The following is a 13058-nucleotide window of genomic DNA, read 5'->3' on the forward strand; positions in this document are numbered from 1 at the left end:
CGAAGCTCTAGATTCTTGTTTTGACGCGTTTTCTTCACGCGAACCGGTGTCCACTTCGCTCGAAAACGCTCTACACCTCCATCACCGCCGTCACCGGCACATGGTCCGACGGGCGCTCCCAGCCGCGGGCGTCGCGGGCGATCCTGAAATCGCTGACCTGATCCTTCAGCGCGCGCGAGACCCAGATGTGATCGAGCCGGCGGCCGCGATCGCCGACGGTCCAGTCCGCGGCGCGGTAGCTCCACCATGTGTAGACCTTTTCCGACAGCGGGATCCGCTCGCGCGCGATGTCGAACCATTCGCCATGCGCCTGCGCGGCGAGCAGCTTCTCGGTCTCGACCGGCGTGTGCGAGACCACCTTGAGCAGCTGCTTGTGCGACCAGACGTCGTTCTCATGCGGGGCGACGTTGAGGTCGCCGACCAGGATGTGGCGGTCGTCGCCGCGCGGATGCAACGGCTCGCAGGCCTTCATCTCGTCGAGGAATTGCAGCTTGTGCTCGAATTTCGGATTGAGCGCGGGATCGGGAACGTCGCCGCCGGCCGGTACGTAGAAATTATGCAGCACCAGGGGCTTTGACAGCTGCGCCTTCTCGCCGAAGGACACCGAAATGTGCCGGGAATCGATCTTGTCGCAGAACGTCCTGATGTCGGTCGTCTCGAACGGCAGCCGCGAGACGATGGCGACGCCGTGATAGCCCTTCTGCCCGTTCAGCGCGACGTGCTCATAGCCGAGCCGCTTGAAGCGCTTCAGCGGAAACGCATCGTCGATGCATTTGGTCTCCTGCAGGCACAGCACATCCGGCCGCGCGCTCTTGATGAACTTGGCGACGGTGTCGATGCGCAGGCGCACCGAATTGATGTTCCAGGTGGTGACGGAGAACCGCATGAGAGGTGCGTCTTAGCACGGTTCTCCGTGCGGGTTGGCGCTTTGTCCACAAGCAAGCGCTTGTAGGATGGGTAGAGCGAAGCGAAACCCATCACGGTCACAACACGCTGCGTCAATGATGGGTTTCGCTGCGCTCTACCCACCCTACGGCATCGCGATCAGCCCGGCGAGGTGCCGGGATAGGTGGTGAAGTCGATCTTGAACAGCGCCGGATCGGGCTTCTGCGTCGCGTCGAGATTGTAAACCGCAACGGTCGTGTCGTAGCCCTGCGGGTCGGTGACGGTCCACTGCTTGAGCTTGCCGTCCTTGGCGCCGATCATCAGCAGGAAGCGGCTGGTGCCGACCAGCGCCTGCTTCTCCTCGATCGTGATGCTGACGAACACGTCATCGGCGGTGACGCTGATGACGTTGGTGTCCTTCATCAGGTCGATGCGATCCGAGAGCAGATAGCGCAGCGGGGTCTGCGACAGCGGATAGACGTCCTGGGTGGCGAGCCTGCGGTCGCGCACCGCGACCGAGGAGCCGTCGGCGATCACCTCGATCGGGCTCGGATCGTCATATTCGAAGCGCAGCTTGCCGGGCTTCTGGATGTAGAAATCGCCCTTGGTCTTGGTGCCGTCGGGGCCGACCTGGACGAAATTTCCGACCAGCGTTTGCAGCGACGAGAGATAGGCCGAGACCTTGGCGGCCTGCGCCTTCTGGTTGGCGTCGAAGGTCTGGAAGATGTTGGCGGGCACGTTGCGGCGCGGATCGGGAATCACCGGGTTCGGCGGTGCCTGGGTGGCGCCGGTCGTCGTCGGGCCCTTGTCCGCATTGGTTTGCGCGCCGGCGTCCTTCTTTGGCGCAGCCTTGGGTGCGGGCTTCGGCGGCGGCGCATTCTGCGCAGTCGCAGCGCCGGCGATCGCGGCGGTGACGAGAAGAGCCAGCGCGGTGCGCGTGCCGCGGTCAATGAGGTGTTTTGCCATCAGATATGTCAGGTCTCTGTTCGACGCTCGTCCCGCTGCGCCGGATTTTATCCCGCCTCTTCCGAGGGAGATATGGTTTTTCCGTGATGATCGCCCCCGATCAGAACTGGCCTTCTTCCTCCCCGACCAGGATTTCGCGCTTTCCGGCGTGATTCGCCGGACCGACGATGCCCTCAAGTTCCATCCGCTCCATCAGCGAGGCGGCGCGGTTGTAGCCGATCTGCAGCCGGCGCTGGATGTAGGAGGTCGACGCCTTGCGGTCGCGCTTGACGATCGCTACCGCCTGCGTGAACAGATCGCCGCCGCCGTCGCCGCCCATGCCGGTGGCATCGAACACGGCGCCGTCCTCGTCGGTCGGCTCTTCGGCGGTGACGGCTTCGAGATATTCCGGCGCGCCTTGCGTCTTGAGGTGACGCACCACCTTCTCGACTTCCTCGTCGGAGGCGAACGGTCCGTGCACGCGGCTGATACGGCCACCGCCCGCCATGTAGAGCATGTCGCCCTGGCCGAGCAGCTGCTCGGCGCCCATCTCGCCGAGGATGGTGCGGCTGTCGATCTTCGACGTCACCTGGAAGGCGATGCGGGTCGGAAAGTTCGCCTTGATCGTGCCGGTGATGACGTCGACCGACGGGCGCTGCGTGGCGAGGATGACATGCAGGCCGGCGGCGCGCGCCATCTGTGCGAGGCGCTGCACCGCGCCCTCGATGTCCTTGCCGGCGACCATCATCAGGTCGGCCATCTCGTCGACGATGATGACGATGTAGGGCAGCGGCTCGAGGTCGAGCTTCTCTTCCTCGTAGATCGCCTTGCCGGTCTCCTTGTCGAAGCCGGTGTGGACGGTGCGCGTCAGCTCTTCGCCCTTGGCCTTGGCTTCGACGAGGCGCGCATTGTAGCCGTCGATGTTGCGCACGCCGAGCTTGGCCATCCGCTTGTAGCGCTCTTCCATCTCGCGCACGGCCCATTTCAGCGCCACCACCGCCTTCTTCGGGTCGGTGACGACGGGCGTCAGCAAGTGCGGGATGCCGTCATAGACGGAGAGTTCGAGCATCTTCGGATCGACCATGATCAGGCGGCACTGATCCGGCCGCAGCCGGTAGACCAGGCTCAGGATCATGGTGTTGATCGCGACCGATTTGCCGGAGCCGGTGGTGCCGGCGATCAGCATATGCGGCGTGCGCGCCAGATCGATGATGACGGGATCGCCGCCGATCGTCTTGCCGAGGCACAGCGGCAGCTTCGCAACCGAATCGATGCTTTCCTTGGCGACCAGAAGCTCGCGCAGATAGACCTTCTCGCGATGCGCGTTCGGCAGCTCGATGCCGATCGCGTTGCGGCCGGCAACCACGGCGACGCGGGCCGACAGCGCGCTCATCGAGCGCGCGATGTCGTCGGACAACCCGATCACGCGCGACGACTTGATGCCGGGCGCGGGCTCCAGCTCGTACAGCGTGACCACCGGGCCGGGATTGGCCTTGACGATCTCGCCGCGCACGCCGAAGTCCTGCAGCACGCCTTCGAGCGAGCGCGAATTGGTTTCGAGCTCGGCCTTGCTCAGCGGCTGGCGATCGCTGGCTTTCGGCGCGCTGAGCACGGAGACCGAGGGCAGCTCGAACTTGTCGGAATTCTTCTTCTTCGGCTTCGGCTCGGCCTTCTTGCGCGGGGCGCGGGCGGCGGGAGCTTCGTCCTCCTCTTCCTCCTCGTCGTCGAAAGCTTCAGCTTCGTCCTCATCATGGTCTTCATGCGCGGGCGAGATCGAGGGCGCCGAGCGGCCGCCGCCGATATTGGGCTCCTGGCGCTCGAACGCAGCGCTGCGGCCCTGCGCTCCGCTCGAGACCAGCGATCTGTAGGCGGTGGTCAGCAGCCAGCCGAGCCGCGCTTTCGCGCTCATCAGCGCATGGAACAGCCAGCCCAGCGAGACCGAGCTGCGGTCGTTGTCTTCCTCCTCGACGAACGGCTCGTCATCGTCAGATATCGGCGTCAGCTCGTCGTCCTGCTCCTTGGCGCCCCAGCCGCAGGCGAACAGGAAGCTTGCCGTCATCGCGACGACCAGGATCGAGCCGAGCACGACGCGATAAATGAAGCCGGGCGGGCCGAACACGACGGCCGGCGCACGCAGCAGCGCGTCGCCGACCACGCCGCCGAGCCCGGTCGGCAGCGGCCATGCGGTGTTGTGCGGCCAGCAACTGGCGAAGCCCGCCGCGATCACCGTGCACAGGATCCAGCAGCCGAGCCGCAGCGCCTCGCGGTCGAACGGACGATGCGTCAGCATCCGCCAGCCCCACACCGCGACCGGCAGCACCAGCATGATGGCGCCGAGGCCGAGGATCTGCATCAACAGGTCGGCGCCGATCGCGCCGGGATAGCCGAGCACGTTGCGGATTGCGCGCGAGGTGGCGTGGCTCAGCGACGGATCCTGCACCGACCAGGTCATCAGCGCCGCCGTGATGGCGCCGGACAGCGCGATCAGGCCGAGCCCGGTGAGTTCGCGCAGCCGTCGCGCCAGCGCCTCGCGGAGCGAGAGCGGCAGATGGCCGACCAGGGGGATGACACGTTCGATCGCTGGCATACTCAATCTTCGCGCTTCGCGATTAACCCAGGGTTTCGACCAGGCGATGCATCGCCTCGGCCGTCGATTCACTGTCGGAGACGAGCGCAAGGCGGATATAGCCCGCGCCCGGATTGGAACCGTCGTTCTGCTGGCGCGCCAGATAGCTGCCGGGAATCACGCGCACGCCGGCGGCGCGATAGAGCCTGACCGCCGCCGCCTCGTCGCCGCCGCGCTCGGAGACGTCGAGCCAGACGCAGAAGCCGCCGGCGGGACGCTTGTAGCCGTAGCGGTTGCCGAGAATCTGGTCGGCGAAATCGAACTTGATGCGATAGAGCCTGCGGTTCTCCTCGACATGCGCCTCGTCGCTATAGGCGGCGACTGCGACATGCTGCACCGGCACCGGCACCTGCGGCGCGGCGACATTGCGCAGCTCGTGGAATGCGGCCAGAAACGTTCTATCGCCCGCGGCGAAGCCGACCCGCATGCCCGGCAGGTTCGAGCGCTTCGACAGCGACTGGAACGCCACGACATTGCTGAAGTCGGGACCGGCGCATTCGAGGATGCTGCCCGGCGCCTCGCGGGTGTAGATTTCCGAGTAGCACTCGTCGCTCAGGATGATGAAGCCGAAGCGATCGGCGAGCTCTTTCAGCCGCGTGAAATAAGCGCGCGAGGCGACCGAGCCCTGCGGATTGGCGGGCGAGGCGATGAAGAACGCGACGGTACGCGCCAGCGTCGCTTCGTCGATCGAATCAAGATCGGGCAGGAAACCGTTGGCGAGCGTGGTCGGCAGGTAGATCTGCTCGCAGCCGGCCGCGCGGGCCCCGGCGCCGTAGGCCGGATAGAACGGGTTCGGCATCAGGATCGCCGGCCGGCCCTTGCGGGGCGCGACATAGCGCGAGGCTGAGATCGCGGCGAAGAACAGCCCTTCGCGGCTGCCGTTCAGTACCATCACCTCGCTCTCCGGATCGACCGGCCGCGGCAATTGGAACCGGCTCGACAGCCAGGTCGCGACGGCGCGACGGAACGGTTCGATGCCCTTGGCGATCGGGTAGCGGCCGAATTCGGCGGTGTGCTTTGCCAGCACCGGCCCGACGAAATCGGGCACCGGGTGCTGCGGCTCGCCTAATGACAGCGTAATCAAGGGCTTGGCAGGTTGATACGGCGCCAGCAGCTCGGTCGTGCGCAGGAAAGGGGAACGCTCGGCCTGGCCGGCGGATGCGACATCGCCGGCGCCCTGCGCCAAGCCGGATGAGGCGGTCATTGCCATGATTGAAATGCCAGCACTTTCACTGCGGTCGAGGGGTAGGGCGCCGACCGTAAACCGATCAAGTCACCATAGATAGGGCGAGGTTAAGACGCGATTAACCATCGGCGGCGCGGCACGATCGGCCGGCGCGTGATATCAGCGCTCACGCCAGAAAACCGTATCGAACTTGCTCCGAGACATGATCCACCGCCGCGCCGTCCGGGCGCTCATCATCACCGGCTCGCGCGAAGTCCTGCTGATGCGGATTCGCCCGCCGCACGGCGGCGACTGCTTCTGGATCGCGCCGGGCGGCGGCGTCGAGGGTGACGAGACGGCGGAAGCGACGCTGCAGCGGGAACTGGCGGAGGAATTGGGGCTGGTCGGTTTCGCCCACGGCCCCGCCGTCTGGCGGCGTCACCACGCCTTCAACTGGGGCGGCCGGCGGATCTCTCAAAAGGAAGAGTACCGGATCGTTCACGCGGATCGCTTCGCGCCCGTGATGGCCGACGAAGCCGAGGCAAGGGTGCTCGATTGTTTCCGCTGGTGGCCGATCGCCGATCTGTCCAGCGCGAGTGAGCGCCTGACGCCGCTGTCGCTCGCCGACATCCTCGATCGCTATTTGCGCGACGGCGCACCGAGCGAATTGCCCGCCGAGGAAGTTTTGGTCGACTGACGCGGCTCGATGGCTCCAACCTCCCCTTGAAAAGGGGAGGTCGCTTTGCTCGGAGAGCAAAGCGGGTGGGGATCCATTCTCTCCGCAGACAGCAGAGTGCGCGGCTGACCCCCATCCCGACCTTCCCCCTTTCAGGGGGAAGGAGAAGACAGACAGCAGGCCGGGCTACGCACCCGATGCGGGCGATTACCGCGCCGGCAGCTTCTCGAACGACGGCTTGCCCTCGGGCAGATGGTGGAAGGTCTGCTTGTCGCAGGTGTAGATCGTCATCTGCGGGGTGAACACCGAGGGGTCGTCGAAGGTGCCGACCTTCAGGATGGTTGCGGGCAGGCCCGGCACCTTGGTCACGAGATGCGTGCCGCATTCCGGGCAGAACTCGCGCGTCACGGCACGGTCGAGATCCTTGCGGGTGAACTGCTTGGGCTCGCTCGCGGTGTATTTGAAGCCGGTGGTCGGCATCGCCATGAACATGTTCGGTCCGCCGCCCGTGATGTACTGGCATTCCCGGCACAGGCACTGCGCCGCCATCATCGGCTCGCCCTCGGCCTCATAGCGCACGTTGCCGCAATAGCACCTGCCCTGCACCTTCATGACATCCTCCCGTTTTCGTTGTTTGTAGCCTGCCATTCCACAATGGCAGGCAGTTCCGACAATATTTTCTCAAGCCGCGGAAAAAAGAAAGGGGCCCCAGCTTGCGCTGGAGCCCCTCAACGGCCCGGACATTGCCGGGTATGTGTCCGGACCGTAGTTCTGGGAACGACCGCTTGGGGAGGCCGCGCCCCGGGAGAACCCGAATTAACGGCCCTCAAGGGCCGTTAATTTTACATGTTGTAGGCGCGCTCCGTGTGCTCGGTGATGTCGAGGCCTTCACGCTCGGTCTCGACGTTGGCGCGCAGGCCGACGATCACGTCGACGATCTTGTAGAGGATCGCCGAACCGATGCCCGACCACACCAGCGTGGTGCCGACACCCCAAACCTGCGAGATCATCTGCGCCGCGAAGTCGTAGTCGGCAACCTTCGGCGGGATCGCGGTGTAGTCGATGATCCCTGCACCGCCGAGCGCCGGGTTGACCAGGATGCCGGTGCCGAGCGCGCCGACAATGCCGCCGACGCAGTGGACGCCGAACACGTCGAGCGAGTCGTCATAGCCGAGCGCGTTCTTCACGACCGTGCAGAAGAACAGGCAGACCACGCCGACCACGAGGCCGAGCACGATGGCGCCCATCGGACCGGCGAAGCCGGCCGCCGGGGTCACCGCGACGAGGCCCGCGACCGCACCCGACAGCGCGCCGAGCAGCGAGGGATGGCCCTTGATGATCCATTCCGCGAACATCCAGGACAACGCCGCCGCGGCAGTCGCCACGAAGGAGTTGGTCATGGCGAGCGCGGCGCCGCCATTGGCTTCGAGGTTGGAGCCGGCATTGAAGCCGAACCAGCCGACCCAGAGCAGCGAGGCGCCGATCATGGTCATGGTCAGCGAGTGCGGAGCCATCAGCTCCTTGCCGTAACCGGTCCGCTTGCCGATCAGCAGCGCACCGACCAGCCCGGCGATACCCGCGTTGATGTGCACGACGGTGCCGCCCGCGAAGTCGATCGCACCCTTCTTGAAGATCCAGCCGGCATCGGCGTTGATCTCGTCGAGCTTGGCCTGCGCCGCGGTCTTGGCCGCGCCGTCAGCCGCGGCGGCGAGCGCCTTGGCGGCATCCTGGATCGCGTCCGGACCCGGCCAGTACCAGACCATGTGCGCGATCGGGAAATAGATCAGGGTCACCCAGAGCGGGATGAACAGCGCGATCGCCGCGAACTTCATGCGTTCGGCGAAGGCGCCGACGATGAGGGCCGGCGTGATCGCCGCGAAGGTCATCTGGAAGCACATATAGACGAGCTCCGAGATGTTGGCGTCGACCGAGAAGGTCGCCGCCTTCGAGTCCGGCGTGACGCCCATCAGGAAGGCCTTGGAGAAGCCGCCGATGAAGTCGGAGCCGCCGGTGAAGGCGAGGCTGTAGCCGTAGAGGGCCCAGAGCACGGTGACGAGGCAGACCGTGTAGAACACCTGCGCCAGCACCGAGAGCATGTTCTTGGAGCGGACCAGGCCGCCATAGAACAGCGCGAGGCCGGGGATGGTCATCAGCAGCACCAGCACCGTCGAGGTCAGCATCCAGGCGTTGTCGCCCTTGTTGACGGTCGGCTCGGCGTAGGCGGCGGTCGCGGCGAACAGGCCGACTGCAAGGGCCGCCAGTCCCGCGCCGTAGGGACGCTTGAACGTCATGTTATTTCACTCCTGAGGTCTTAAGGTTTGAGCGCGAAAATCAGAGGGCCGCGGCATCGGCCTCGCCGGTGCGGATGCGCACGGCGTGATCGAGGCTGATGACGAAGATCTTGCCGTCGCCGATCTGACCGGTCTTGGCGGCGGAGGTGATGGCGTCGATGGTCTTGTCGACCTGATCGGAATTGACCGCGACCTCGATCTTGATCTTGGGCAGGAAGCTCACGGCATATTCGGCACCGCGATAGATTTCCGTGTGGCCTTTCTGGCGGCCGTAGCCTTTGACTTCCGTCACCGTGAGACCGTGAACGCCAATGGCGGTCAGGGCGTCACGGACCTCTTCGAGCTTGAATGGCTTAATGATCGCCATAACAATTTTCATGAGTCCTATCCCCGCTTGGGCCCGGTGCGAATGAACACCGGGAGTTTCGACTGAGGTTCACCACGCGGAGGACATCCACTACGCGGGCACAGCCTGGACCCTTAGAATCAAATGCCGTGCCAAACGGCCGGAGTTCGCTAATGGATTATGAATCCGGACCTTTTCCCGCTTTGCGGGAGGGAGTTGCCCCTGCGCTATTCCGTCGCGCCTAAAATATGGGCAGGCCTGTCTAGAACGCAGGCACGGCCAACTCCGGACACAATTCTGCTCAGCCGCGGTGCAGGAGACGGTATCCAGACACAGCTGCCAGGCGGTCCCGCAGCCTGCGACCACCCTCTCGATCGGGCCGCCGATTCGCGAGCCTGCCGGACCGATTGCGCCGAGGGAATTTGTCGTTGGGCTTCATCGGCTTGCCTGACTTCCCGCCCCGGGACGTGACCTGCGCCGAGATCCGCGAAGGCAAGCGAAGTCAGTGACGGGCATCATCGCCGCGCCGTTCTGCGCGAGCCGGACCAGGGCTCGTATGCGGCAAGCGCACCAAGACGGTACAAGTCCCGCACTTTCGGCGGTGTTCGTTACGGAACGTTAGCCGTCTGTCACGGTGTACTTCCAGCGTTAACGCTGCCGATGCTGTCGGTGCGCTATTGGCCGTCCCTATACGTACTTCAGTGACAGGTGGGCCATCATGATTGATCGTATCCGCGCGCTGCTCGAGCAGCAGCCGATGATTTCGCTGGATTTCAGCACGATCACCGACGACACGAATCTCTATGACGCAGGGCTGACATCCTTCGCCACGGTGCAGGTGATGCTGGCGCTTGAGGAAGAATTCAACATCGAATTTCCCGAAGCGATGCTCACGCGACGGACCTTCTCGTCGCTCTCCAACGTCGCGGACGCCGTTTCACGGCTTACACAGCAGGCGGCGTAACACCATGAGCGTGGTGAGAATGATAGAGCCGGTGCCGGCCTCTGCCGACACGCCGGCCGAGCGCATGCGTCGGGTCGCCAAGATCGCCGCGCAGCAGGTCGACGCGGTTGACCGCGAGGGCCGTTTTCCGGCCGACACCATCGAAGTATTGAAGCGCGAGCGCCTGCTCGGCGTCGCGATCCCCGTCGAGCATGGCGGGGAGGGATTGGGCACGATGGAGATCGCGGATCTCATCGTCCAGCTCGCCCAGGCGTGCGGCTCGAGCGCCATGATCTACGCCATGCATCAGATCAAGACGTCGAGCTTCGTCAGCCACGGCGGCGCCAGCGACTGGCATCTGGCCTATCTGCGTCGCATTGCGGCCGAGCAGTTGCTGATGGCCTCCGCGACCACGGAAGCCGGCATCGGCGGCAATTTGCGTAATTCGATCTGTGCGGTTGAAGTGGCAGACGGCCGTTTCTCGCTGACCAAGGAAGCGACCGTCATTTCCTACGGCCGTCATGCCGACGCAATTCTCGCCACGGCGCGGCGCGCTCCGGACGCCGCAAGCTCCGATCAGGTGATGGTTGTCATTCCCGCAGACCTGAACCGGACGCTGGAGCGCACCTCCGTATGGGACACGCTCGGAATGCGCGGCACCTGTTCGGACGGTTTCCATCTTGTCGCGCAGGGTGACGCGGCGCAGATCTTCCCCAAACCGTTCTCGGAGATCGCGGCGCAGTCGATGCTGGCGAGCTCGCATATCTTCTGGGGCGCGACCTGGTTCGGTATCGCCACCGACGCCTTCAATCGTGCGCAAGCGTTCGTCAAGGCTGCGGCGCGCAAGCAGGCGGATGGAAGTCTCCCGCCGGGCGCGCTACGGCTCGCCGAAGCGGCCGCCCTGCTTCAGGAGATGAAGGGTCATCTCACGGCGGCCATTCACCGCTTCGATGCGGCCAAGGACAATGACGACGCGCTCTCCTCGATCGGCTTCACCGCCGAGATCAACGCGCTGAAGGTCGCCGCGAGCGAGAAGGCGGGGGCGATCGTGCGGCTCGCCATGCAGATCAACGGCATCGTCGGCTACAAGAACGGCACGCCGTTCAGCGTCGGCAGGCATCTGCGCGACGTGAGCTCCGCGCCGGTGATGATTTCGAACGACCGCATTCTTTCCAACACCGCGACGCTCCTGCTGATGAGCCGCTTTGATACCAGCCTGAGAGGTTGAGATGGACGCCAAGACGTTCGATGCCACGAGCCTGCTCGACACTCTGTTCGACAAGAGCATCCTGTTCAGGACCGGAGTAGACGGGCTTTATGGCCGCTCCGGCGTTTTCGAAGACGTGATCGAGCGCTTTGAGCGGCTCGTGACCAGCATCGGAGCGCCGGACAAGGCAACCCGCATCCACTTCCCGCCGGGCATGAGTCGCGCCACGCTTGAAGGCAGCGGTTACATGAAGAGTTTCCCGCAGCTTGCGGGCTGCGTGCATTCCTTCATGGGCGGCGAGCGCGAGCATGCGCAGCTTCTCGGCATGATGGCCGCGGGAGAGGACTGGACCGAACTGCAGCAGGCGACGAACGTCGTGCTGACGCCGGCCGCCTGCTATCCGCTCTATCCGACCGTTGCCGCGCGCGGTCCGGTGCCCGACGACGGTGTCCTGTTCGAGCTTTCCTCCTATTGCTTCCGCCACGAGCCTTCCAAGGATCCGGCGCGCATGCAGCTCTTCCGCATGCGCGAATTCGTCCGCATCGGGACGCCCGAGCAGGTGTGCGCCTTCCGCGAAAGCTGGCTGGAGCGCGGCAAGGCGATGATCGAATCCCTCGACCTGCCATGCGAAGTTGACCTCGCCAACGATCCGTTCTTCGGCCGCGGCGGCAAGATGATGGCCAACAACCAGCGCGACGAAGGACTCAAGTTCGAGCTGCTGATCCCGGTGACCAGTATCGAGAAACCGACGGCCTGCTTGTCCTTCAACTACCATCGCGACCATTTCGGCCAGACCTGGGGCCTGAAGTTCGCGGATGGCAGCCTGTGCCACTCGGCCTGCGTCGGCTTCGGGCTGGAGCGCGTGGCGCTCGCGCTGTTCCGCCATCACGGCCCTGACGTCGAGGCCTGGCCGGCTTCCGTGCGCGAGACGCTTTGGAGCAACTGATTTGGGGCAACTGAAATGAAGAGCGCCATCGCCGGGCTCGATCCGGCCGCCCACAAGCCGCACGGGTTGCACGATCCGGAGCGGCGATGGCCACAGACCAACTGCTATGTCGATCTGCTGATCGAGGTGATGCATGCGACCGGGAATGACCCGGTCGCGGCGCTCGGCTTCACCGTTGCGCAGGATTTCGAAGGCGACCAGTTCACGTTCTTCAAATTCCCGACGGCCGACCTGCAGCGATTGGCCGGCCTGGATATCCAGGAACTGTCCGTGTTCGATCGCCTGGAGACGCATGTTCTCAATCAGATCGAGCGCGGGCGGTTGCCGCTGGTCGAGGTCGATGCCTTCCATCTGCCCGACACCAAGGGCATCACCTATCGCACCGGCCATTCCAAGACGACGGTCGGCATCAACGTGCTCGTTCCCGGGCGCCGCCACATGGCCTACTTCCACAACGACGGCTACTTTGCACTGGACGGCGAGGACTACGACGGCATTTTCGGACAGCGCGACGGCGCGCCGGCCGGCGGCCTGCCGCTGTTTCCTTATGCCGAGTTCGTCAAATTCGACGCCACGCGCCCTTCGCGCGATCCGGTCGGTGCCGCTACCGAGATCCTCGCGCAGCATCTGCGGCGCAGGCCGAAGCTTAATCCGCTCGACGCTTACGCGGCCGTGTTCGGCCGCCATGCCGAGGTGCTGGCCGGCCGGTCACCGGAGTATTTTCACGTCTACGCCTTCAACACGTTGCGGCAGGTGGGCGCCAATTTCGAACTCCTCTCCAGTCATCTGGAATGGCTGGGACGGCACGGCGAGACCAGTCTCGCTGAGGCGATCGAAGCCGCCGCGGCAATCGCCGAGGGCGCCAAGGTCATGCAATTCAAGCTCGCCCGCGCCATGGCCCGGCATCGGTTCGATGGACTCGCGGACGGCATCGGGCCGATGGCCAAGGCCTGGCAAACGGTGATGGACGCGCTGGACGGCCGTATGACGGATCTCGCCAGTAAGGCAGCATAGGACTGGCTTGCCGG

Annotated in this window: 12 protein-coding genes; 5 read left to right on the top strand and 7 right to left on the bottom strand. The window is 64.8% G+C overall.

Annotated elements, in window-relative coordinates; translation table 11 throughout:
- Window positions 1-70: 70 nt before the first annotated feature.
- The 4 genes from ACE10X_RS00090 to ACE10X_RS00105 form a co-directional block, all read right to left on the bottom strand.
- Entirely contained in the window at window positions 71-886 is an 816-nt protein-coding gene (locus ACE10X_RS00090) for an exodeoxyribonuclease III (protein WP_038382770.1), read from the bottom strand.
- Window positions 887-1044: 158 nt separating this feature from the next.
- Window positions 1045-1851: an outer membrane lipoprotein carrier protein LolA gene (locus tag ACE10X_RS00095; protein ID WP_016841443.1), complete on the bottom strand. Its 807-nt coding sequence runs from the start codon at window positions 1849-1851 to the stop codon at window positions 1045-1047.
- Window positions 1852-1951: 100 nt separating this feature from the next.
- Entirely contained in the window at window positions 1952-4423 is a 2472-nt protein-coding gene (locus ACE10X_RS00100; protein ID WP_038382771.1) for a DNA translocase FtsK, read from the bottom strand.
- Between the two features lie 16 nt (window positions 4424-4439).
- Window positions 4440-5666, bottom strand: coding sequence for an aminotransferase class I/II-fold pyridoxal phosphate-dependent enzyme (locus tag ACE10X_RS00105; RefSeq protein WP_375763912.1), 1227 nt, complete (start codon window positions 5664-5666; stop codon window positions 4440-4442).
- A gap of 178 nt (window positions 5667-5844) precedes the next feature.
- Here ACE10X_RS00105 and ACE10X_RS00110 point away from each other — a divergent pair, with 178 nt between their 5' ends.
- Window positions 5845-6318 carry an NUDIX domain-containing protein gene (locus ACE10X_RS00110; protein WP_038382773.1) on the top strand — a complete coding sequence of 158 codons (474 nt, stop codon included), beginning with the start codon at window positions 5845-5847 and terminating at the stop codon, window positions 6316-6318.
- Between the two features lie 186 nt (window positions 6319-6504).
- Here ACE10X_RS00110 and ACE10X_RS00115 read toward each other — a convergent pair whose 3' ends face one another.
- The 3 genes from ACE10X_RS00115 to ACE10X_RS00125 all read right to left on the bottom strand — a co-directional run bounded on the left by ACE10X_RS00115 (window position 6505) and on the right by ACE10X_RS00125 (window position 8967).
- Complete coding sequence (locus ACE10X_RS00115) at window positions 6505-6909, bottom strand: GFA family protein (protein ID WP_016841439.1); 405 nt, start codon at window positions 6907-6909, stop codon at window positions 6505-6507.
- Between the two features lie 230 nt (window positions 6910-7139).
- Window positions 7140-8588 (bottom strand): ammonium transporter, encoded by a 1449-nt coding sequence (locus ACE10X_RS00120; RefSeq protein WP_016841438.1) that lies wholly within the window; start codon window positions 8586-8588, stop codon window positions 7140-7142.
- Window positions 8589-8628: 40 nt separating this feature from the next.
- The gene (locus tag ACE10X_RS00125; protein ID WP_026192063.1) at window positions 8629-8967 is read right to left on the bottom strand and encodes a P-II family nitrogen regulator; all 339 of its coding nucleotides are present in this window, start codon (window positions 8965-8967) and stop codon (window positions 8629-8631) included.
- Between the two features lie 685 nt (window positions 8968-9652).
- On the opposite strand from ACE10X_RS00125, the gene ACE10X_RS00130 reads away from it, so the two are divergent.
- Genes ACE10X_RS00130 through ACE10X_RS00145 form a run of 4 tightly spaced genes read left to right on the top strand, consistent with a single transcriptional unit; the run spans window position 9653 to window position 13044 of the window.
- Window positions 9653-9898, top strand: coding sequence for an acyl carrier protein (locus ACE10X_RS00130; RefSeq protein WP_016841436.1), 246 nt, complete (start codon window positions 9653-9655; stop codon window positions 9896-9898).
- 4 nt (window positions 9899-9902) lie between these two features.
- Complete coding sequence (locus ACE10X_RS00135) at window positions 9903-11105, top strand: acyl-CoA dehydrogenase family protein (RefSeq protein ID WP_375763913.1); 1203 nt, start codon at window positions 9903-9905, stop codon at window positions 11103-11105.
- A gap of 1 nt (window position 11106) precedes the next feature.
- On the top strand, window positions 11107-12030 hold the full coding sequence (locus ACE10X_RS00140) for an amino acid--[acyl-carrier-protein] ligase (protein WP_038382774.1): 924 nt from the start codon (window positions 11107-11109) through the stop codon (window positions 12028-12030).
- Window positions 12031-12045: 15 nt separating this feature from the next.
- Complete coding sequence (locus ACE10X_RS00145; RefSeq protein ID WP_038382775.1) at window positions 12046-13044, top strand: DUF1839 family protein; 999 nt, start codon at window positions 12046-12048, stop codon at window positions 13042-13044.
- Window positions 13045-13058: the final 14 nt, after the last annotated feature.

It is taken from the genome of Bradyrhizobium sp. Pha-3 (genome assembly GCF_042258325.1).
Taxonomy (GTDB): Bacteria; Pseudomonadota; Alphaproteobacteria; order Rhizobiales; family Xanthobacteraceae; genus Bradyrhizobium; species Bradyrhizobium elkanii.